The following is a 21,567-nucleotide window of genomic DNA, read 5'->3' on the forward strand; positions in this document are numbered from 1 at the left end:
CCCGTCCGGTCCGGCCGCCGCTGGAATGTCCGGACCGGAACCTGCCGCGTCCGCGATCGCGGTGGGTGAATTGCGTCGACGGTATTTCCGGAACGACCGTAGCGCAGTTCGGCGGGATCGGACAACGCCCGTTCCGGCTGGTGAGCGGTGGTGACGTCGAAATCGGTCGGCAATGATGTCGAACACGGTCGAACGCACTTGTCGCGGAATTTAGTTCCGTCGCGTTGGAATTACTCCCCGAACGCGGAGCGCGCCCGGAAAACCCCTCGCCCGCGCGGGGCCGGTGCTGCTAGCGTCCCGGCAGGACTTCGAGCGGAGGGAGGTGGGGCATGACCGTCTTGGCCGTCGTTGCCGCGCGCCCCGACCCCACCCGCCCCCAGGGCTGACGCCTCCCGCTCGTTCGCGGAGGCGCCCCTCGTGGCGGGACCACCCGCGACGACCAGGAGTCCCGCATGTCCACCGCATCACCGCTCGCCCACCACGGCTGGGACGAGCGCTTCGCCCAGCACCTCACCACCGACCTCCTCCCCGGCCGCGTCGTCCGCGTCGACCGGGGCGCCTGCGAGGTCGTCACCGAAGAGGGCAGGCGGTCCGCCCGCGTCCGCAGGGGCCTCGAACCCTGCACCGGCGACTGGGTCGGCCTCGCCGAGGACGGCTCGCTCACCCAGGTCCTGCCCCGCCGCACCGCCCTCGTCCGGGGCTCCGGCGGGAACCCGCAGGTCCTGGCCGCCAACGTGGACGCCGTCGCCGTCGTGGTGCCGCTGTCCGCGCGCCTCGCGCTCGGCCGCGTCGAACGGCTGCTCGCCCTCGCCTGGGAGAGCGGCGCGCGACCGGTCGTCGTGCTCACCAAGGCCGACCTGGGCGGCGCCGTCGCCGACGTCGCCGCCCAGGTGTCCGGCGCCGCGCCCGGCGTGCCGGTGGTCGCGGTCAGCGCCACCGACGGCTCCGGGCTGGACCCGCTGCGCGCCGAGCTGTTCGGCGGGGCCGCGGCCACCGCCGTGCTGGTCGGACCATCCGGCGCGGGCAAGTCCACCCTGGTCAACGCCCTGCTCGGGCACGACGCGCTGGCCACAGGGGAGGTGCGCGCCTCGGACGGCAAGGGCAGGCACACCACCGTCCGGCGCGAGCTGCACGCCCTGCCCGGCGGGGGAGTGCTGATCGACACGCCGGGGCTGCGCGCGGTCGGGCTGCACGACGCCGACGAGGGCGTGCGGCAGGTGTTCGCCGAGGTCGAGGAGCTGGCGCGGTCGTGCCGGTTCGCCGACTGCGGGCACGTCGCCGAGCCGGGGTGCGCCGTGCTGGCCGCCGTGGCGGACGGCGAGCTGGAGCGGCGCAGGGTCGACAGCCTGCACGAGCTCCGCCGCGAGAACGAGTGGCTGGCCAGCCGGACCGATCCCCGGCTGCGGGCCGAGCGGCGCGGTGCCGAGCGGGCGATGAGCAAGGCCCAGCGGCGGATGTACCGGGAGCGGGGCGGCTGGGGCTGATCGACCGGGCCTGACCGGCTGGGGCCCGCACGCGCGCGCGTGCGGGCCCCAGCAGCCTGTTCAGCGCTGTTCGGTCTTCAGTGCTGCTCAGTCCTCAGGGCTGCCCGGTCTTCAGGCCGGGCAGCACCTCGGCCGCGATCGCCTCCACCACCGACTCGTCACCGGCGAACACGCCCTCGTCGCGCGGCCACGGCGCGGCCAGGTCCGTGAACCCCAGCTCGCCCGCCCGCCCGACGAAGTCCCGGTAGCACTCGACGCTGGAGGTCGACAGCACCGGAGCCATGTCGCTCTGCAGGTGCCGCTCCAGGTGGTCGCGCGGCAGCCCGGCCGCGTCGAGCACGTCGTCGAGCCGCCCGGACAGCTCGCGCAGCGAGTCCCACCAGCCCGCCAGGTCGTCGCTCGGCAGCCCCGTGGTCACCCAGCCCTGCCCGAACCGGGCCGCCAACCGCATCCCCTTCGGGCCGTTGGCCGCCACCACGAACGGCGGCCGGGGCCGCTGGACGCAGCCGGGCACGTTCCGCGCGCCCACGGCGGTGTAGTGCTCACCGGCGTGGTCGACCCGGTCGGTGGTGAGCAGGCGGTCCAGCAGCTCCACGAACTCGGCGAACCGCTGCTGCGGGCTCGTCGCGGGCGCGCCGAGGACGCTCGCGTCGTACCCGCCCTTGGCGCCCGACCCGATGCCCAGGGTGAACCGGCCGCCCGACACCTCGTCCAGCGTGGTCACGTCGCGGGTGAACGTGACCGGGTGGCGGAAGTTCGGCGAGGCCACGAGCAGGCCGAGCCGGATCCGCGAGGTCGCCTCGGCGGCCAGCGCCAGCGTCGGGACCGAGGCGTACCAGGCGTGGTCGGCGAGCCTGCCCCAGGCCAGGTGGTCGAACGTCCAGGCGTGGTCGAACCCGTACGCCTCGGCCGCGACCCACCTCGGTCGTGCCTCGGACCAGCGGTGCTCCGGCAGGATCGTGATGCCGACCCGCATGGGCGTCCCCTTCGGTCTTTGAACGGTGTGCGCGTTCAACCGAACATCGTTGACGTTCGATTGTCAACGGGATTCGTGGGTCGTCGCGGTTCGGTCCGCCGAAGCCGGTCCGTCGCCGCCGGTCCGCCATCCTCCGTCCGCCGCCCCCGCCCGCCCCCGGTTGGCCACCGTCAGTCCGCCACGGTCCAGTGCAGCTCGGTGCGCAGGTCGGCCGGGTCCATGTCGGGGGAGGGTTCGGTGGTGTACACCTCCCACCGCGTGGTGCCCGAGGTCAGCCCACGCGCCCCGATCCACGCGGCCAGGCGCTTCCAGGACTCGTCGAGCTCGTCGAACGACCCGGTGTGCGTCACCCGCGCGACCCGCCCACCCGGCAGTTCGCCCGGCACGACGTCGCCCTCCACCTCGACCTCCGAGTTGGTCGGGAACCCGACCTCCAGCGCCAGCACCCCGGCGATCCCGTGCGTGCTCGCGTCCCGGTACAGCCCGAACGCCGGGCCGAGCGGGGTGATCCGCTGGGCGGCCATGGTGCGCCCGAGCTGCTGGAACGAGGTGTCGAAGAAGTCGCGCACCTCGGCGAACTCGATCACCCCGCGCACCACCGCGGTCGTCGTCGGGGTGAGGTCGACCAGTTCCGGCTCCGCGCTCATCCGCTGTCCTCCCGTGCTCCGGCGGTCTTCGGTTCCGGGCCATCCTGCCGGGTCGCCCCTCGCTCCATACCCGATTTATCCCCCCGAACAGGTGACACGACTTCCCTTGCCCCCACCCCACCTCCCGGTGTTGACTAACCAAGCAGTTATCTAACCGCCCGGTTAAAGCGCCGGTGGGTTGCAGTCAAGCCGCAGTCAAGCCGAACGAGGAGCCCGCACATGTCCAGCACGCCGTCCGTCCCGTCCGCCCCGCTCGCCCCTTCCACTCCCTCCGCTCCTTCCACCCCTTCCGTTCCTTCCACGTCGTCGGTCGCGGACCGCCGCACCGAGATCACCACGCCGAGCGATGTCGCGTTCGCCATCACGAGGGACTTCGACGCCCCGCGCGAACTCGTGTTCGCGGCCTTCACCGAGCCCCGGCACGTGTCCCGCTGGTTGCTGGGCCCGGACGGCTGGTCGATGCCGGTGTGCGAGATCGATCTGAGAGAGGGTGGCGCGTGGGAGTACCGGTGGCGCAGCGACGCCGACGGCGCCGAGTTCGGCATGTCCGGGCGCTACCGGGTCGTGGAGAGACCGCACCGGCTGGTCAACACCGAGATGTTCGAGGGGCAGGAGTCGGTGGTGACCACCGAGTTCACCGAGGTCGGCGGTCGCACGAGGGTGGTGCAGACCTCGGTCTTCCCGAACAAGGAGCTGCGGGACGCGGTCCTGGCCAGCGGCATGGAAGGGGGAGTCAACACCAGCCACAACCGGCTGGCCGGATTGCTCCCCCTCCTGGCGGAGGGGGCCTGATGGGGTGAAGCGCGCGGATCGGTGCTGATTTTTGGTGATTCCGTGATTCCGAGTCCGTGACATCGTCGATTCCACTGTATTCCAATATTTTTTACCTGGAATTGCCCGGATCTCGAAGTGAAGGGGTGTGGTCAATCAGTTCAATTCGTGTCATGCTCCGAACGTGATACCCCGCTTTTCCCCGCGTGGCACGTGGATTTCCGAGACCGACGTGGCAGGTGTGCCGGAGGAGCTTCGGGAAGAAGGCGCGTTCCTGCCGTACCCGTTGTTCTCCGAGCCGTCGCTGAGCGGTCCGGCCGTGCGCGAGTCGGCGCTGGCCGAGCACAGCCTGGGCAGGCTCGACGAGGCGTCCAGCCGCTTCGCCGAGCTGCCTGGCTTCGCGCGCGCCACGAGGGTCCGCGACGCGTGCGCGTCGGCCGGGATGGCCGGGTACCCGGTGGCGCTGCGCGAGGCGCTGGCGGTGTCACTGGACCCGCGCCACGGAACCCCGGAGCAGGTGGTCCTACCCCACCTGCGCGGTTTCGAGCTGGGCTTCGCCAAGGTCGAGGAGGGCGCTGACACCGGGGACCCGGACCTGCTGGGCGAGGTGGCCGCGGCGCTGACCGGCCGCGCCCACCACCCGGACGAGCCGCTGCGCCGGGGACAGGGCTGGCTGGGCCCGAGCCGGGAGCGGGCCTGGCTGCTGACGCCGACGAGCGCGCACCTGGCGGGCGCGCTGGCCCAGTGGACCGTGTGGGTCCAGGCGAAACCCGCCCTGCCCAGGGTGGCCCGCCTGGCGCTCGCGCACCTGCAACTGGAGCTCCTGCAACCGTTCGAGGTCCCGGACGGTCACGTGGCGCGCCTGTTCACCATGCTGGAACTGGTGCGCGCGGGGATGCTGCGCGCCTCGGTGCTCCCCCTGTCGGTGTGGCTGGACCGCGCGGGCGACGAGTACCGCGACCAGGTCAGGCGGGTGGTGCGCACCGGCGACCACGGCCCGTGGGTGGAGTTCTTCGCGCGGGGCGTGCGGGAGCTGGCGGACGCCCAGGTGGACCTCCTGCGCGGCCTGGAGTCCCTGGCAGCGACCTACCGCGCCACCCTCCCGGAGGGCGGCAGGCTGGCACGGGTGGCCAACTCCCTGCTCGGCTTCCCGGCAGTGGACCACCCAACCCTGTGCGCAACCGAGGGCCTGTCCCCGAAGGGCGCAACCCTGCTGACAGACCGCCTGGTGGCGGAGGGCGTCCTGTACCCGTGGGAGTCCAGGCGCTACCGCAAGGTCTTCCTCTGCCAAGAAGCCCTGTCCCTCCTACCCCCACCCCACCCGTAACCCCATGCCCACCCCGAACCCCCACCCCCACCCGTCCCGGCCGCGCCCTGTCCCGTCGCGCCCTGTCCCGTCATGCCCTGCCCCGCCGCACCCGGCCGCCCCTGCCGCACACGGTCGTCGTCCCTGCGGCCCCTGGTCGCCCACGCGGTACCCGCCCCCACCGCACCTGGTCACCCACCCGGTACCCGGTCGCCCCCCGCCGCACCCGGCCGCCCCTCGGCTGCACCCGGTCGCTAACGCCGCCGCCATACCCCGCCCACCAACGCCACCGTTCCCTTGCCCGCCGATGCCGCCGTCCCCCCGGTCGTCAATACCGTCGTTCCCACGCCCACTGGTGCCGCTGTCCCGCCAGCCGCCAACGCTGGTGCCACCCCCGGCTGCGGATGCTGGTGTCATCCCGGCTGCGGATGTTGATGCCTCACCTGGTCACGGATGCCTGCGTCACCCCGACTGTCGATGCTGGCGCGTTCCGGTCATGGCGCACCCTGATCGCGGATGCCAACGCGTCACGCCTAGCCGCCGATGCTGGCACCCCACGGCCCACTCCGGGTTCACCGCCGCCCGCCCGATCAGCTCCCGCCGCCACCAACCTCCGGATACTCCCGCCGAACCCGCCGCAGGTAATGCGCCGCATCCCGCCCCCGCCCCACAGCCCCAAGCACAAAAGCCATCTGCCTCAACCCGGCAACAACCCGCCACCGCTCCCCGGAAAGCACGGCAAGCTCCAGTTCAACCTCGGCGCACTCCAACGCCCAATGCCCCCGCCCACTCCCAAGCCCCACCACACCCCGCTGCCGCAAGGCGACAACCTCACCCTCAAGCCCGCGCCCGCACCCACCCCTGTGCCGACCGCCGCGCTTCCCACCCCACTCGCCGCAATGCTCCCCACCACACTCACTGCAGTGCCCGCTATCACACTCGCCGCCGCACCCACCCCCGTGCTGGCTGTTTTTCCCACCCCCGCACTCAGCGCCGCACTCGCTACCGTGCTCGGCCCCGCACTCGCCACCGCATTCGCCACCGTGCTCGGCGCCGCACTCGCCGCTGCACCTACTCCTGTGCTGGCTGCTGTTCCTGCCCGCGCACTCGAGGCAATGCTCCCCACCAAGCTCGCCGTGGCATTCACCACCGCCCCCAACCGCGCCGTCCTCACGGGTCCCCGCAATCCCGCCCTCGCCAGCGCTCCCGCCCTCGCCCGACTTCCCCAAGTCGCCCGAGCCGCCCCGCTCTTCCCCACCGCCCCAGTTACTCCGACTACTTTGCCCGCGCTGGCTGCCTCGACCGAGCTGGCCACTCCGACCGCTCCGACCGCGCTGGTCACTTCGACCGCGCCGGCCGCTCCTGTCGTGCTGGTCATGCGGGCCATTCGGGCCGTTCAGGCCACTCGGGTCGCTCAGGCCACTTGGGCAGTGCAGGCCACTTGGGCCGTGCAGTTCATCGGGGTTGCTGTCATCCAGACCGCTGTCATCCGGATTGTCGCCATCCGGGTTGCCGTTATCCGGGTCGCTGCCACTCAAATCGCCGTTATCCGGATTGCGGTCATCCGTGCTGCGGTCATCCGCGCAGCCATCACCCGAGGTGTGCACGCCCTCCGGGGCGTCGGCGGTCACTGTTCGCCGCGAACGACCTCGAACAGGTCCTGGAACTGCATGGGCGCCAATGCGACCAGGGCGCCGCCGATGAACGCCGGTCCGGGCTGGAGGTCGCCGCTGAGCACGCGCGTCACCGTCGACCGGTTCACGTCCATCGCTTTGGCGAGCGCGTAATCGGACCCGTAGCCCGCCAGTCGCGCCGCTTTCGCGAAAGCCTCGTCCCGGAGTTTGATCATGTTCGGCATTGGCCGCCTCGCGCATTGTTGTGCCCGCGCAACGTTCGTTGCTCCAATTCGAACCTAGACGTTCCCCAGTTCCCACGCAACGAGCGTTGTGTCAGCAAAACGAGCCTGAACGGGTGGTGCGCCTGGACAACGTTGCGTGTGCACACATAACGTTCCCCTGGTGACCGGAAATCAGAGCGCTCCTTCTCCGTGGTGGGATTACATCGAGCGAAACCTGGAGTACCGGAACCTGACGACGGGCGACCTCGCCCGCGAAGTAGGGGTCGACCGCAGCCGCCTGACCGCGTGGCGCAAGGGCGCCAAGATCAGCATCCCGACGGCCCGCGCCATCGCGCGGCTCTTCCAGGTGAGCGTCTTCGAGGTCCTCGTCGCGGCAGGCATGCTGACCCAGCAGGAAGCCGACCACCAGCCCGCCAGCACCGACCCGACCGACCTCAGCGACGAGCAGCTCATCTCGGAACTGCGCAGGCGTCTCAAGCAGCGCGCCGAGACCGCCGCCCTCGCCGAACCTCCCACCGCCAACCCCGCCGATTGACGTTCCCGCCGCCACCATCGACTGGCGGCACCGTCCCCATCCCCGGCTGGCGCCCCATCCCCGGCTGGCGGTGTCGTCTCTGCCGCCGACTGACACCCCCGCCGCCCGTCAGCCCTCCTGCAGTCGCAGACTGGTGCCGCCGCCCCGTACCCCCGCCGACCTGCACTTCCCGCACCACTCGCGGCCGTTTTCCCGTCGGTGTTGCACGAGCGCAACGCCTATTCCGAAAGATTCCACCCAAAATCCAGCACAAGTCACCCATCCCATACCGCTTCACCCCAGGGCGTCTCCCACGGCAAAGCGGTCAGCGCCCGACCGGCTACCCGGTCGGGCGCCGACCACGCCCGTGTTCACCCGAACTGGTGGTCACCCGCCGGTCCGAGTCCTCCTCCCCTCCCCACCTTCCCCGCTACCCCCTCACCGCCCGAGCAACGCCCGGATCGCCCCCACGACCTCCCCCGGCGCCTCCTCCGCCATGAAGTGCCCGCACCGCACCGTCCGGTGCTCCAAGTCCTCCGCCCACCCCCGCCACACCCCGGCCGCGTCGAACCCGAGCTCCGACCCCCAGTCCTGCTGCACCACCCCGACCGGCATCCGCAGTCGCCGTCCGGCTGCCCGGTCCGCCTCGTCGTGCTCGACGTCCACCCCCGCCGTCGCCCGGTAGTCCGCCACGATCGACGGCACCGCCTCCCGGCTCGCCCGCAGGTACTCGGCCCGCACGTCGGCCGGGATCGCCGCAGGGTCGTTCGCCCACACGTCCAGGAAGTGCCCGAAGAACTCGTCCGCCGCCCCGCTGATCATCGCCTCGGCCAACCCGGCCCGCTGCGCCATCAGGAACAGGTGGAACCCGACTGCCGCCCCACGCCCCCGCAGCACCTCCCACGACTCCACCGTGGGCAGCACATCCAGCACCCCCAGGTGGGTGACCACGTCCGGGTGGTCCAACCCGGCCCTGATCCCGACCAGCGCGCCCCGGTCGTGCCCGACCACCGCCACCCGCTCGTGCCCCAGCTCGCGGGCCAGCGCCACCACGTCCCGCGCCATCGCGCGCTTCGAGTAGTTCTCCCCGTCGTCGACGGGCTTGTCGCTGGCCCCGTACCCCCGCAGGTCGGGGCAGATCACGGTGTGGTCGGCGGCGAGGTCGGCCGCGACGTGCCGCCACATCAGGTGCGTCTGCGGGAACCCGTGCAGCAGCACCACGGGACTCCCCGTCCCACCCACCGCAACGTGCAACCGCACACCCTCCGCCACCGCGACCCGCTGCTCGGTGAACCCCGGAAGAACCATCTCGCCGACTCCTCACAACTCTCCGTCGAATGCCCCTCCACCGTCACCCGCCCCGATCAGCACCGGATCAGCACGCGATCAGCACCACCCGCCGCACCCCGCCCCCCGGCGCTAAGTTGTCCAACCGATGGCGCACTTCACCGTGCTGGGCCCGCTGGGAGCCGAACTGGCCCGCGGACCGGCAGACCTCAGGGGCCCCCGCCACCGGGCGGTGCTGGCCAGGCTGCTGGTCGCGCGCGGTCGCGCCGTCCCCCTGGACGCGCTGGTCGCCGACCTCTGGGACGACGCCCCGCCACCCGGCGCGCGCGGCGCGGTGCAGACCTTCGTCGGCGACCTGCGCAAGGCCCTGGAACCGGACCGCCCACCCCGGACCCCGCCCAGCCTGCTGGTCACGGTCGCGGGCGGCTACGCGCTGCGCGCCGACGACACCGACGCCCGCCGCTTCGAGACCGCCGTCCGCGAAGCCGCGTCCGCCCCACCCGAGCGGGCCCGCGCCCTGCTCACCGACGCCCTGGCCCTGTGGCGGGGCCGCGCGTACGCGGAGTTCGCCGACCTCCCGTGGGCGCTGGCCGAGTCGACCGCGCTGGAGGAGCTGCGCCTGCTGGCCGTGGAGCGCCTGGCCGAGACCGCGCTGGCCCTGGACGCCCCGGCCGACGCCGTCCCACCCCTGACCCCGCACGCGGCGGCCCACCCGCACCGCGAGCACGCCGCCCGCCTGCTGGCACTGGCCCTCTACCGCACCGGCCGCCAGGGCGAGGCCCTGGAAGCCCTGCGCCGCACCGGGAAAGCCCTGCGCGCCGACCTCGGCGTCGACCCCGGCGAACCCCTGCGCGCCCTGGAAGCCGACATCCTCGCCCAGTCCCCGACCCTGCTCGCACCCCGCAGGCCTCCCGCGCCCCACCCCACCGCCGCCCAGCAGACCACCACCTCACAGACCGCCGCCCCACAGGCCACCACCCCACAGCCCACCCCACCCCTGTTCGGTCGCGAGGAAGAACTCGCCACCCTCACCCGAGCCGCCGAGGAGGCCGTCACCACCGCCCGCCTGCGCCACGTCCTGGTGTCCGGCGCGGCGGGTTCCGGCAAATCCGCCCTGACCGAGGCCCTCGCCACCCGCCTCCGCGCCGCGGGCTGGTCCACCGCCACCACCACCTGCCCGGACCTCCCCGGAACCCCCAAGGCCTGGCCGTGGACCACCCTCCGCACCCGCCTCGGCCTGCCCCCGGAACCCGACCGCACCCCCCGCTTCACCACCCTCCGCACCCTGTCCGCCCACCTGTCCGGGCCTCAGCCCGCGCTCCTGGTCCTGGACGACCTGCACCAGGCGGACGAGGACACCCTCGCCCTGCTCACCGCCCTCCCACCCGACGCGGGCCCGACCCTGGTCGTGAGCACCCACCGCGCCACCGACATCCCACCCGCCCTCACCGCGGCGCTCGCCCGCCTCGCCCGCACCACCCCGACCCGCCTCTACCTCTCCGGCCTGGACGAGCGCGCCGTGGCGGACCTGATCGCCACCCACCGCCCCCCGACCCCGCAGGCGACCAGGGCCGTCCACACCAGGAGCGCGGGCAACCCGTTCCTGGCGCACGAGCTGGCCAGGCTGTGGGCGAGCGAGGGCGACGAGGCGCTGCGCACCGTCCCGGCGGGCGTCCGCGACGTCCTCCTGCACCGCCTGTCCGCCCTCCCCGAGACCACCCGCGCCCACCTGCGCCAAGCGGCGGTCCTCGGGCACGAGGTCGACCTGCCGGTCCTGGCCGAGCTCGCGGGCGAGGACGTCCTTGACTCGGTCGAGTCCGCGATCGCGGCCGGTTTCCTGGTGGAGCACGACGCGGACCACGTCCGCTTCGCCCACGCCCTGGTCCACGAGACCGTCCGAGCCGACACCACCGCCCCGAGGCGCGCCCGCTGGCACGTGGCGGCGGCGGACGCGGTGGAGCGGGCCACCCCGGACGAGCACGAGCGCATCGCCCACCACCTCCTGGAGGCCGCGACGAGGTCCACGGCGACGAGGGCCGCCCACCACGCGGCCCGAGCCGCGACCAGGGCGGAGCGGCGCTCGGCCCCGCACGAGGCGGCCAGGCTCTGGCGCGCGGTGATCACCTCGCTCGACCGCGCCCCCACCCAGGACCCGCCAGCGCGCCTCACGGCGGTGATGGGCCTGGTCAGGGCCCTTGCCGTCACCGGCGACCTGGCTTCGGCCCGAGCGCACCGCGCCGAAGCGGCCCGCCAGGCGGAAACCCTCCCCGACCCGGTCCACCGGGCACGGGTGGTCGGCTCCTTCGACGTCCCGGCCCTGTGGACCACCCCGGACGACGACGCCCTCTCGACGGCCCTGGCCGAGTCGGCCGAACGCGCCCTGAAAGCCCTGCCCGCCACCCACCGCTCCGACCGGGCGCGCCTCCTGGTGACCATCGCGATGGAGCGCAGGGCGGACCCGAACGGCGAGGCGGCCGAGGCGGCGGAGGAGGCCGAGCGCATCGCCAGGGCACTGGCCGACCCGGTCCTCCTGTCCCTGGCCCTGAACGCCCGCTACCTCCAGACCTTCCACCGCGCGGGCCTGGCGCCGGAGCGCGAGGCGCTGGCCGCCGAACTCCTCCAGGTCACCGAGTCCCAACCCGACCTGGTCGCGTTCGAGGTCCTGGCCCACCTGCTCCTGGTCCAGTCGTCGGCGGCCATGGCCGACCTGCCCGCCGCGGACCACCACGCCGCTAGGGCGGACCACCTGGCCACCCGCGACGACCTCCCGATGGTGGCCCCGTTCACCGAGTGGTACCGGGCGATGCGCCTGGCGCTGACCGGCCGCAAGGCCGAAGCGGAAGCCGCGTACCGAGCAGCCGCCCCAAAACTGACCGCGACCCACCTCCCCGGCGTGGTCACCGGCCTCCTCCCGCTGGCACTGCACACCCTGGACGTCCCCCAGTCCACCCCGGACTGGGGAGCGAACCACCCCTGGACCACCCCGACCACGAACATCCCGAAGGCCCCGCACGACCACCTCCACGAGCTCAGGACCTGCCTGCACGCCCGAACCGCCCTGGCGAGATCGACCAGGGACCACGCGGAACTGGAAGCCCTGCGCCGATCCCTGTCCCCGGCCGAGGACGAACTGGCGGGCGCCAGCACGGGCCTGGTCTCCCTCGGCCCGGTGGCCGGCTACCTGGCCGACCTGGCCCAAGCCCTGGACGACCCGGCGGAGGCCACCCGCCTGCGCGCCAAGGCGACCACGATCACCACCCGCCTGCGCGAGGCCTGACCGCCCGGCTTTCACCGGCCCTTGCGAAGAGTTGGCCGGCATGTGGCCACTGATTGGCCACTGCAGCGAGGATTGGCCATTATTTGGTCCTTTTTATCCCGCTGGTTCCTGCTTACGATTGCCCGCGTGTCCGGCTACGAGTACGACGTTTTCATCAGCTACGCGCACCTCGGGAGCGTGCGCAACTGGCTGTTGAACCACTTTCGGGAAAAGCTGTTCGACTGCCTGGCCGACCAGATGGTCGAGACGCCCAGGGTGTACGTCGACGACTCGATGGACCGGGGAACGCACTGGCCGTCGAACCTGCGGAAAGCGCTGCTCCACAGCAAGATCATCGTGCCGCTGCTGACCCCGCCCTACTTCCAGTCGTCGTGGTGCCTCGCGGAGTTCCACAGCATGTGGGAGCGGCAGAAGTCGCTGGGGCTGGGGAGCTTGGAAAAGCCTCAGGGGCTCATCTATCCGATTCTCTACGCTGACTCGGATAATTTTCCGAAGTACGCCAGCGAGTTCTCCTGGTGGGACTTCAAGAAGTACGCCTACCCGGATCTCTCGTACCAGGGGAGTCTCGACTACAGCAAGTTCCACGGTGAGGTGATCAAGCTCGCGGGCGACCTCGCCGCGCTGCTGCGCCAGGTGCCCGATTGGCAACCGGGGTGGCCGATCGCGGACCCCGACCCGGTACGCACACCACCAACACCGATTCCGAGGTTCTGACGATGCCTGGGACCGTGATCACCTACTACTCCTACAAGGGCGGCGTCGGTCGCAGCTTCACCCTCGCCAACACGGCTGTGCTGCTCGCCCGATGGGGTTACCGGGTCCTCACCGTCGACTGGGACCTGGAAGCGCCCGGCCTGCACCACTACTTCGAGCCGCTCATGACCGAGCGGCAGCCCACCGGCGGCGTGGTGGACCTCGCTGCCGACTTCCGCGCCGGTCGGCCACCCGCCGACCACGTGATCCCACTGGACAGCGAGAACGGCGCCCTCGCCCTGCTCGCGGCGGGCCGCGCCGACGAGTCCTACCCCGGCAAGCTCCAGGACATCGACTGGACCCAGCTGTACGCCGACGGGTTCGCGCAGTACCTGGAGGACTGCCGCGACTCCTGGACCGCCGACTACGACTTCGTGCTGATCGACAGCCGCACCGGCATCTCCGACATCAGCAGCATCTGCACCGCGCACCTGGCCGACCGGTTGGTCGTCGTCTACACCGCCAACGAGCAGAACCTCAGGGACGTGGTGGACGTCGTCGAGCGCGTGGACCGGGCCAGGGACCGGATGCCCTACGACCGCCCGCGCCACCTCGTCCTCCCCGTGCTGTCCCGCCTGGACAACCGGGTCGAGTACCTGCAGGCCGAGGAGTGGCAGCGCAAGTGCGCCCAGGTCGTCTCCCCGCTGTTCGGCAGCTGGCTGGCCAAGAGCGTCGGCGCCGAGCAGATGGTGCGGCACCTGACCGTCCCGTACGTCTCCTACTGGAGCTTCGGCGAACGGCTGGCGGTGAAGGACGAGGAGGTCCCCTCCGCGGACCAGGTCTCGTTCGCGCTGGAGACCATCGCCGCAGTGCTGGCGCAGCACTTCGACCGCACCGACCTCCTGGTGGACAACCGGGACGCCTACGTCGCGGCGGCCCGCACCCGCCGCCGCGAGTACGACCTGGATCTGCTGGTGTCCGCCCCCCGGCCGCTCCAGCGGATCACCACCAGGCTCATCCGCGAACTGCGCGGGCTCGGCCTGCGGGTCGAGCCGTCGCTGTCCTGGGACGCCGAGTTCCTCGACCAGGCCCGCGAGCCCGCCAGGCACCTGTGCCTCCTGGTGGACGGCGAGGTCAGCCGCTGGCAGCAGAACGAGGCCGAGCGCTTCCTGCGCCGCGCGCTCGTCCCCGGAGGCGACCAGCGCCAACTGCTCTGCGTCCTCGTCGACGGCACCGACCGCAAACTCCTGCCCGGCTTCCTGCGCAACCTGCGCCCTCTGGAGCTGAAGACCGACACCCGCCTCGACCAGGTGGCCCGCGCGCTGCGCGACGCCGTCGCCACCACCCCGAAGAACGAGAAGGCCCGTTACCTGGAGGTCTTGCAGAACACGGCGTCGGTCTTGCGCGACCTGCCGGAACGGCTGCCCTACGAGGGGCGGGTCGCACTCCTGGCGCAGACCGTGCGCGACGTGGAAGAGGCCTTGCTCAAGGAGGACCCCGACCTGCTCGCCGCCCTGACCGCCGACCTCGACGTGCTCGGCAGGGCGCACGGGGACCGGAAGGGCGTCTTTCTGCCCGAAGAGCTCCGCTACCGCGTCGACGTGCTGCTCGCCGACCTCGACCGCCGGATGAACACCACCGCCTACTGAAAGGCCGCGACATGCCGGACACCTACAGCCCCAGCGAACAGGCCGCGCTGTTCCTGCTGATGACCCTGGACCGGGAGGTCCCCAACGCCGAGCTGGTCAAGGAGCACAAGGTCGACCTGCGCAAGGACGGCCGCGAGCGGCTCAACAAGGACGGCCTGATCGCGTCCGAGGAGAAGGGCCGCAGGATCTGGCACCGGATCACCCCCGAGGGCGCTGCCTGGTGCCGCCGGGAGTTCCCCGCGCTCGAACTGCCCGCCAGGTCCGGCCCACTGGCGCGGGCGCTGTTCGAGCTGGCCCGCCCGCTCATCATCGACTCCCTGAGCGGCGGGGGGAGCACGCCCGCCGAGGTGGTCGAGTCGGGTGGCCTGGACGCGGTCATCCGGGACGCCTACCGGGAGCTGTCGGTCAAGCCGCAGGACTGGGTCCGGCTGGCCAAGCTGCGCCCCCGGCTGTCCGAAGCCGTGGACGCCGCCCTGCGCCGGATGCTCAGGCACGGCGAGGTGCACCTGGCCCCCGACTCCAACCGCAAGGTCCTCACCGACGCCGACCACGCCGCGGCCATCCGGATCGGTGACGAGGACAAGCACCTCATCGCGATCGAGGAAGCATGACGGAGCACCTGCACGAGGCGCTGGCCGCGCTCCGCTTCAACTCCGCGCTCACCCCGGACGACGTCTGGAACACCCCGCCCTTCCACCTGGACGGCCTGCACGACAAGGTCGTGCGCCGGATCAAGGCGGGGATCGCCGACGCCGTGGACAGCACCGGCCCCAGTCCCGTCGGGCTCGTGCTCCAGGGCCAGAAGGGAGTGGGGAAGACCCACCTGCTCGGCTCGGCACGACGCGAGGTCCAGCGGGAGGGCGGCTACTTCTTCCTGATCGAGCTGACGGCGGGCAAGGTCTTCTGGGACGACGTCGCCGACGCCATGCGCAGCGAGCTGCGCCGCTCCGACGACGAGGGCCAGCTCCAGCTCACCCTGCTCCTGCGGCGGTTGTGCGAGGAGGCGGGCGTTCCGGGCGGTGTGGCGCGGGCGGTGCTGAACGAGGCGCCGCTGACCCCCGAGGACCTGCGCTCCTTCCTCAGCCGCCTGCGCGTGCTCGACGAGCGGGTGGCGGTCGAGTGCGGCGACACGATCCGGGCGTTGGCGCTGTACGGCTCCGACCAGCCCGAGATCGGCAAGTCCTACCTGGAGGGCACGGCGGACCACGACGACGAGCGCCAGTACTGGGGCCTGCCGCGCAAGGCGCAGTCCGCGCGGACGCTGGTGCGCGACCTGTCCCGCGTCCTCGCGCTCACCGGGCCGTGCGTCATCGCCATCGACCAGCTCGACACCCTGGTCAACAAGGGCCAGGACGCCATCGACGAGCAGATCACCGGGTCCGAGCTGGCCCAGGAGATCGCGCTCATCGCCGACGGCCTGATGCAGCTGCGCGAGACCACCCGACGCACCACGACCATCGTGGCCTGCCTGCCGAACACCTGGAAGCAGCTGCACTCGATCGCCAGCGACACCGTGGGGGACCGGTTCACCGAGACCCCGCTGCTCGGCCTCATCACCGATCCCGAGGTGGGGCGGGAGTTCGTGGCCAGGCGGTTCGGCACGATCTACCGGGCCAAGGGCATCACCCCGCCGCACCCGACCTGGCCCGTGGCGCCCTCCGCGTTCGGCGCCGACTGGGCGCCGCGCACCCCGCGCGAGCTGCTCAGGCGGATCGCCGCGCACGCCGAGTCCTGCGTGTACGGCGAGATCCGGGAGCTGGTGTCCTTCAACGCGGACGCCACGAGCGCCACGCCCCGACCGCCCGTCGTGGCGGAGCCGGACCCCGGTTACTTCCAGGAGCTCGACACCAGGTTCGCCGCGCTGATGGCGAGCGCCGAGGTCGCGGTGACCGAGGGGAACCAGGACGAGCTGCCGCCGGGCCTGCTGGTCGCCGGGCTGAACTCCTGGATCACCGAGGTCGGCAACGACGACCTGGTGTGGGCGCTCCAGGCCTTGGACGACGAGGACACCAGGCTCCACGCGGGCGTGCGCCGCACCGTCAACGAGGTGCTCGACACCCGCGAACTGCTGTCGTTCCGGTACATCGTGAGCAGCCACGGCAACAGGGTGCTGAAGAGGATGCGCGACGCCTGCGCCGCAGCGGGCATCCGCCCCGGTCAGCGCGACCGGTACCTGGTGCTGGTCACCAACGCCGCCAAGGGCTGGACCGGGTACACCACCAGGAAGAAGCTGGCCGAGCTGGAGCGGGCGGGCGGCAGGCGGCTGGTGGTGTCGGACGACGACATGCGCACGTTCAGCGCCCTCAAGGCGCTGCTGGTGGACAAGAACTACCGGTTGCAGCGCTGGCTGGTCGCGCGCAAGCCCGCGAGCCGGACCTTCCTGGGAGAGGTCCTGGCCGACTTCGCGCGATCCGGCCGCGAGCGGCCCGAGGGGGGTGCGTCCCGCCCCGAGTCCGGTCACCAGGAAACCCGCCCGCCGCCCGCGTCCCCCGACCACATCGAGATCGGCGCGGGCGGTCGGGTCCGCGTCGAGGTGGAGTCGCTGCGCAAGCACGCCATCGTGTTCGCGGGCTCGGGCAGCGGGAAGACCGTGCTGCTGCGGCGGATCGTCGAGGAGTGCGCGCTGCGCGGCGTCTCGGCGATCGTGCTCGACCCGAACAACGACCTGGCCCGGCTGGGCGACGCCTGGCCGGAGCCGCCCGAGGGCTGGTCGCCCGGTGACGAGGAGCGGGCCGCCGACTACCTGGCGGGTACCGAGGTCGTCGTGTGGACGCCGGGCAGGGAGAGCGGCAGGCCGCTCTGCTTCCACCCGCTGCCCGACTTCGCCGGGGTGCGCGAGGACCCCGACGAGTTCGCTGCCTCCGTGGAGGCCGCCGTGGCCAGGCTCGTGCCCCACGCGGGTGTCTCGGGCGCGGGGAAGGGCGCCGTCCGGGGACGGGCGGTGCTGCGTGAGGCGCTGGCGCACTTCGCCGGGAGCGGTGGTCGCGACCTGTCCGGGTTCGTCGACGTGCTGGCGGACCTGCCGGAGGGCGTCAGCACCCTGGCGACCGCCCGCGCCACCGCCGCCGACCTGGCGGAGACGTTGCGCGCCGCGATGGTCAACGACCCGCTTCTCGGCGGCAGGGGCGAGCCGGTCGACCCGGCCGAGCTGCTCACCCCGGCACCCGGCAAGCGGGCCAGGATCTCGGTGATCAGCTTCGTCGGGTTGCCGTCGGACGAGCAGCGGCAGGGGTTCACCAGCCAGCTCCAGCTGGAGGTGTTCGCCTGGGCCAAGCGCAACCCGGCGGTGGACCGGCCGCTCGGCGGGCTGCTCGTGCTCGACGAGGCGCAGACGATCGCGCCCTCGGGCGGGTGGACGGCCAGCACCCAGAGCACCATCCTGCTGGCCTCGCAGGCCCGCAAGTACGGGCTGGGCCTGCTGCTGGCCACCCAGGCGCCGAAGGGCGTGCACAACCAGGTCACCGGCAACACGACGACGCAGTTCTTCGGCAGGCTCAACACCCCGGCGCAGATCGCGGCGGCGACCGAGGTGGCCAGGGCCAGGGGCAGCGCGGTCGGCGACATCTCCGGGTTGGGGCGCGGCCAGTTCTACGCGGCGGGGGAGGCGTTCGGCTTCACCCTGGTGCGAGTCCCGATGTGCCTGAGCCACCACCCGGCCAGCCCGCTGCGGGTGGAGGAGGTCCTGGACCGGGCCAGGGCGGGCAGCTGAACCACCGGGGGCCGGGTTGTCGCGACCGGCCCCCGGCCCGCTGCGCCACGCGGCCCTTGGCACCCCCGGACCGGATCACTAGCGTCCCAGGGGAAGCGTCCGGTTCCGCCGAGGTGGGGGAGACCACCGATGCGCCGCACCCCGCTCCTGGCCGCCCTGCTCCTGCTGCTCGCGACGGCCCCGCTCCCCACAGCCTCCGCCGCGCCCGCGTGGTTCGACGGCGGTGAGGTCAGACCCTCCGGCGGGGTGTTCCGGGACGAGCACGGGCGCGAGGTGGTGCTGCGGGGCTTCAACGTCTCGGGCACCGCCAAGCTCGCCGAGCACCGGGGGCTGCCGTTCCCGAACGTCCAGGCGGCGCGGGACTCCGCCGTGGCGCTGCGCAGGTTGACCGGCGCGAACGCGGTGCGGTTCCTGGTCACCTGGGCGTGGTTGGAGCCGGAGCCGAGGCGGATCGACCAGGGATATTTGGACCGGGTGGCCGAGCAGATCGGGGCGTTCACGGACCAGGGGGTGCGCGTGTACGTGGACTTCCACCAGGACCTGTACTCGCGGCACTTGTTCAACCGGGACAGCTGGTACACCGGCGACGGGGCGCCCGCGTGGGTGGTGCGGGCGGGCGGGTACCCGAGCGAGTCGTGCGGGTTGTGCTTCCACTGGGGGCAGAACATGAAGTCGAACACGGCGGTCACCGCCGCGACCTACGACTTCTGGCACAACCGCGAGCTCCAGGTGGACGGGGGACCGCTGCGCGTGCAGGACGGGTTCCTGAGCGCGGCCGGGGAAGCGTTGCGGGGTTTGAAGAACCGGCTGTCCGCCGAGGCCTTCGAGCTGGTGCTGGGCGTGGACCCGCTGAACGAGCCGTACGCGGGCCGCTACGACGCCGGGCAGACCAGCCTGATGTGGGAGCGCGACCACCTGTGGCCGTTCCACCAGCGCTTCCGGCGGCTCATGGACGAGACCGGGTGGCGCGACAAGACCTCCTTCGCCGAACCGCTGGTGTTCTGGAACCAGAACGTGGAGTTCTTCGCCGAGCCGGGCGGTTTCCCCGGTGCGGCGCCGTGGGGCGACGGGTACGCGTTCAACACGCACTTCTACGACGGGAAGGCCCAGTCGGCGCTGCTGATGCCGGGGAAGGCGGGGGACGGGCAGTACGCGCGGACGTTCGCGGACGTTCGGACGCGCGCGGCGGACCTGGGCGTGCCAGCGATCGTCTCCGAGTACGGCCACCCGGTGCGGGGGCTCACGGCGGACAAGCACCCGTCGGTGCTGAAGGCGACGCAGCAGTCGCTGGACAGCGCGCTGCCGGGGTCGAGGTGGTGGGCGGAGGCGGCGACGTCCGGGCCGGTGCTGTCGGGGAGCCAGTGGCACTGGGACACGAACTACGACCGGCACCGGGAGCTGATGAACGACAACCCGTCGAAGGTGAGGACGGAGGGCGACGCGATGAACGACGAGCACTTCTCGGTGGTGCGGCTGGGGGACGACGGCGCGGCGGGGTTGACGGTGGACGCGCGGTTGGTGGACCGGGTGTTCCCCCGTGCGGTGGCGGGGACGACGCGGGCGTTCACGTACGAGGACCGGGCGCGGGACGGGAACGCGGAGCTGGTGTGGAACCAGGTGCCGGTGGGGATGCCCGCGACGCGCGCGGTGGTCGGTGCGAACCCGTACGCGGTGCTGGTGTGGGAGGGGGCGGAGTCGGGGGCGCCTACGGAGTTGCACCTGCCTGCGGGGTTCGCGCCTGCGGGGACGACGGTGGTGACGGATCTGGGGGCGGTCACGGGGTTGCCTGGGGACACGGGGGCGGAGGCGGTGGCTTGGGGGCCTGAGCCTGGGGTCGGCGGGGTGAACCGGGTGCTGGTGCGGGCTGGCGCGGGGGTGCACTTCGCGCTGGTGACCACGGGGTCCGGGGACCTGGCGGCGGCGCGGGCGGAGCTGGCGGCGTGGGCGGCTAGGACGTTCTGAGGTTCGGGGGAGTTCGGGCGCACCCGCGCCACCTGGAAGTTCCTCGATCATGTCCGCGCGCGGGGGTACCGCGCCCCGGAGGACGTCGAGGTCACGGACGAGCTGGAGGAAGCGGCTCCTGCGCTACTGCTGAGCTGTCGTGCTGGGCGCATACCGAGGCGCACGAGCAAAAACCCCGCTGACCGAAGTTCACGCTGGTCAGCGGGGTTTCCTTGCTGGTGCCCCCGGCAGGATTCGAACCTGCGCACCCGCCTCCGGAGGGCGGTGCTCTATCCCCTGAGCTACGGGGGCCGTAGCTACGGGGAGAAGCTTAGCGCATCTCCGCCACCCCGTTTCACCACCCCCTCCACTGTGGTCACCACCCGCCCTGAGCTGGGGGTTTGCCCAAGTTTCACCGGAACGTGCGGCGGCGGCACCCGGTTGGGCGGTGTGGCTGACCGGAAGGGTGCGGAACGATACGGCTCGAAGATTGACATGTGTTGCACACATGCGCATGTCACTATATGTTCCCCCCATGGGACACGGGCACGGACATGGGCACGGCGGGGCTTCGCTCGGGAGCGCGCACGTCGGCAGGCTCTGGATCGCGTTCGGGGTCGGCGCCGGGTTCATGGTCGTCGAGTTCGTCGTCGGGCTCGCCACGGGTTCGCTCGCGCTGCTCTCCGACGCCGCCCACATGCTCACCGACGTGCTCGGCGTCGGGATGGCGCTCTCGGCCATCCTCATCGCCCGGCGGGCGCAGGCGCGCAACAGCCGCACGTTCGGGCTCTACCGGGCCGAGGTGCTCGCCGCCCTCGCCAACGCGCTGCTGCTCTTCGGGGTCGCGGCGTACGTGGTCTACGAGGCGGTGCAGCGGCTCGGGGACCCGCCCGCCGTGCCTGGGCTCCCGGTGATCGCGGCGGCTACCGCCGGGTTGCTCGCCAACGTCGTCTCGTTCCTCGCCCTCCGCGAGGGCGCCAAGGAGAGCATCAACGTCCGGGGCGCCTACCTCGAAGTGCTCGCCGACCTCATCGGGTCCGTCGGCGTGCTGCTCAGCGGGGTCGTCACGCTGCTCTTCGGGTGGAAGTACGCCGACCCCGTCATGGGTGTCGCCATCGGCCTGTTCGTGCTGCCGCGCACCTGGAAGCTCGCGGGCAACGCCCTGCGCATCCTCTTCCAGCACGCCCCCGAGCGCGTCGACGTCGCCGCCATGGAGGCCGACCTCGCCCAGCTCCCCGGCGTCGCCGAGGCGCACGACCTGCACGTCTGGACGCTCACCTCCGGCATGGAGGTCGCCTCCGCGCACCTCGCCACCCGAGGCGGCGCGGACCCGGCCGTCGTGCTCCAGGCCGCGCAGGACCTGCTCGCGCAGCGCTACCACATCGAGCACGCCACGCTCCAGGTGGAACCAGGGGACTCCGCGGACCGGTGCCGCGAAATCCCCTGGTAGCCAAA

At 72.3% G+C, this 21,567-nt stretch carries 15 protein-coding genes and 1 tRNA gene; 11 read left to right on the top strand and 5 right to left on the bottom strand.

Annotation, left to right across the window (positions count from 1 at the left end; translation table 11 throughout):
• Positions 1-452 precede the first annotated feature (452 nt).
• Complete coding sequence (rsgA, locus tag LV78_RS30425; protein WP_253849416.1) at positions 453-1,484, top strand: ribosome small subunit-dependent GTPase A; 1,032 nt, start codon at positions 453-455, stop codon at positions 1,482-1,484.
• A gap of 94 nt (positions 1,485-1,578) precedes the next feature.
• Here rsgA and LV78_RS30430 read toward each other — a convergent pair whose 3' ends face one another.
• A complete protein-coding gene (locus LV78_RS30430) occupies positions 1,579-2,460 on the bottom strand; it encodes an LLM class flavin-dependent oxidoreductase (protein ID WP_253849419.1) in 882 nt (293 codons plus the stop codon).
• Positions 2,461-2,630: 170 nt separating this feature from the next.
• On the bottom strand, positions 2,631-3,107 hold the full coding sequence (locus tag LV78_RS30435; RefSeq protein ID WP_253849421.1) for a GyrI-like domain-containing protein: 477 nt from the start codon (positions 3,105-3,107) through the stop codon (positions 2,631-2,633).
• A 219-nt stretch (positions 3,108-3,326) separates the two neighbouring features.
• Here LV78_RS30435 and LV78_RS30440 point away from each other — a divergent pair, with 219 nt between their 5' ends.
• Complete coding sequence (locus LV78_RS30440; protein WP_253849423.1) at positions 3,327-3,899, top strand: SRPBCC family protein; 573 nt, start codon at positions 3,327-3,329, stop codon at positions 3,897-3,899.
• Between the two features lie 220 nt (positions 3,900-4,119).
• The gene (locus LV78_RS30445; RefSeq protein WP_253849425.1) at positions 4,120-5,205 is read left to right on the top strand and encodes a Fic family protein; all 1,086 of its coding nucleotides are present in this window, start codon (positions 4,120-4,122) and stop codon (positions 5,203-5,205) included.
• Positions 5,206-6,811: 1,606 nt separating this feature from the next.
• Here LV78_RS30445 and LV78_RS30450 read toward each other — a convergent pair.
• The gene (locus tag LV78_RS30450; RefSeq protein ID WP_253849427.1) at positions 6,812-7,042 is read right to left on the bottom strand and encodes a transcriptional regulator; all 231 of its coding nucleotides are present in this window, start codon (positions 7,040-7,042) and stop codon (positions 6,812-6,814) included.
• Positions 7,043-7,202: 160 nt separating this feature from the next.
• On the opposite strand from LV78_RS30450, the gene LV78_RS30455 reads away from it, so the two are divergent.
• Positions 7,203-7,577 (top strand): helix-turn-helix transcriptional regulator, encoded by a 375-nt coding sequence (locus LV78_RS30455; protein WP_253849429.1) that lies wholly within the window; start codon positions 7,203-7,205, stop codon positions 7,575-7,577.
• A gap of 417 nt (positions 7,578-7,994) precedes the next feature.
• On the opposite strand, the gene LV78_RS30460 is transcribed toward LV78_RS30455, so the two are convergent.
• Positions 7,995-8,864 (bottom strand): alpha/beta fold hydrolase, encoded by an 870-nt coding sequence (locus LV78_RS30460; RefSeq protein WP_253849430.1) that lies wholly within the window; start codon positions 8,862-8,864, stop codon positions 7,995-7,997.
• Between the two features lie 127 nt (positions 8,865-8,991).
• Here LV78_RS30460 and LV78_RS30465 point away from each other — a divergent pair, with 127 nt between their 5' ends.
• The 6 genes from LV78_RS30465 (at position 8,992) to LV78_RS30490 (ending at position 20,133) form a co-directional block, all read left to right on the top strand.
• Positions 8,992-12,120: an ATP-binding protein gene (locus tag LV78_RS30465; protein ID WP_253849432.1), complete on the top strand. Its 3,129-nt coding sequence runs from the start codon at positions 8,992-8,994 to the stop codon at positions 12,118-12,120.
• A gap of 126 nt (positions 12,121-12,246) precedes the next feature.
• Complete coding sequence (locus LV78_RS30470) at positions 12,247-12,834, top strand: TIR domain-containing protein (protein ID WP_253849434.1); 588 nt, start codon at positions 12,247-12,249, stop codon at positions 12,832-12,834.
• 2 nt (positions 12,835-12,836) lie between these two features.
• Positions 12,837-14,462, top strand: a complete 1,626-nt coding sequence (locus LV78_RS30475) for a KGGVGR-motif variant AAA ATPase (protein WP_253849436.1) — start codon at positions 12,837-12,839, stop codon at positions 14,460-14,462.
• 11 nt (positions 14,463-14,473) lie between these two features.
• Entirely contained in the window at positions 14,474-15,073 is a 600-nt protein-coding gene (locus LV78_RS30480; protein WP_253849438.1) for a hypothetical protein, read from the top strand.
• Positions 15,070-18,171 carry an ATP-binding protein gene (locus tag LV78_RS30485; RefSeq protein WP_253849440.1) on the top strand — a complete coding sequence of 1,034 codons (3,102 nt, stop codon included), beginning with the start codon at positions 15,070-15,072 and terminating at the stop codon, positions 18,169-18,171. The genes LV78_RS30480 and LV78_RS30485 overlap by 4 nt, the downstream gene beginning before the upstream one ends.
• 129 nt (positions 18,172-18,300) lie before the next feature.
• Positions 18,301-20,133 carry a cellulase family glycosylhydrolase gene (locus tag LV78_RS30490; protein WP_253849442.1) on the top strand — a complete coding sequence of 611 codons (1,833 nt, stop codon included), beginning with the start codon at positions 18,301-18,303 and terminating at the stop codon, positions 20,131-20,133.
• Between the two features lie 216 nt (positions 20,134-20,349).
• Here LV78_RS30490 and LV78_RS30495 read toward each other — a convergent pair.
• Positions 20,350-20,424, bottom strand: a tRNA-Arg gene (locus LV78_RS30495).
• A 223-nt stretch (positions 20,425-20,647) separates the two neighbouring features.
• Between LV78_RS30495 and LV78_RS30500 the strand changes: the two genes are divergently transcribed.
• Complete coding sequence (locus LV78_RS30500; protein WP_253849444.1) at positions 20,648-21,562, top strand: cation diffusion facilitator family transporter; 915 nt, start codon at positions 20,648-20,650, stop codon at positions 21,560-21,562.
• Positions 21,563-21,567 lie beyond the last annotated feature (5 nt).

This window comes from Actinosynnema pretiosum (genome assembly GCF_024171695.1).
Lineage (GTDB): Bacteria > Actinomycetota > Actinomycetes > Mycobacteriales > Pseudonocardiaceae > Actinosynnema > Actinosynnema pretiosum.

Excerpts from the sequence above, each read along its gene's own strand:
- rsgA (WP_253849416.1), top strand. The coding sequence starts at position 453 with ATGTCCACCGCATCACCGCTCGCCCACCACGGCTGGGACGAGCGCTTC.
- LV78_RS30430 (WP_253849419.1), bottom strand. The coding sequence starts at position 2,460 with ATGCGGGTCGGCATCACGATCCTGCCGGAGCACCGCTGGTCCGAGGCA.
- LV78_RS30435 (WP_253849421.1), bottom strand. The coding sequence starts at position 3,107 with ATGAGCGCGGAGCCGGAACTGGTCGACCTCACCCCGACGACGACCGCG.
- LV78_RS30440 (WP_253849423.1), top strand. The coding sequence starts at position 3,327 with ATGTCCAGCACGCCGTCCGTCCCGTCCGCCCCGCTCGCCCCTTCCACT.
- LV78_RS30450 (WP_253849427.1), bottom strand. The coding sequence starts at position 7,042 with ATGCCGAACATGATCAAACTCCGGGACGAGGCTTTCGCGAAAGCGGCG.
- LV78_RS30460 (WP_253849430.1), bottom strand. The coding sequence starts at position 8,864 with ATGGTTCTTCCGGGGTTCACCGAGCAGCGGGTCGCGGTGGCGGAGGGT.
- LV78_RS30465 (WP_253849432.1), top strand. The coding sequence starts at position 8,992 with ATGGCGCACTTCACCGTGCTGGGCCCGCTGGGAGCCGAACTGGCCCGC.
- LV78_RS30475 (WP_253849436.1), top strand. The coding sequence starts at position 12,837 with ATGCCTGGGACCGTGATCACCTACTACTCCTACAAGGGCGGCGTCGGT.
- LV78_RS30480 (WP_253849438.1), top strand. The coding sequence starts at position 14,474 with ATGCCGGACACCTACAGCCCCAGCGAACAGGCCGCGCTGTTCCTGCTG.
- LV78_RS30485 (WP_253849440.1), top strand. The coding sequence starts at position 15,070 with ATGACGGAGCACCTGCACGAGGCGCTGGCCGCGCTCCGCTTCAACTCC.
- LV78_RS30490 (WP_253849442.1), top strand. The coding sequence starts at position 18,301 with ATGCGCCGCACCCCGCTCCTGGCCGCCCTGCTCCTGCTGCTCGCGACG.
- LV78_RS30500 (WP_253849444.1), top strand. The coding sequence starts at position 20,648 with ATGGGACACGGGCACGGACATGGGCACGGCGGGGCTTCGCTCGGGAGC.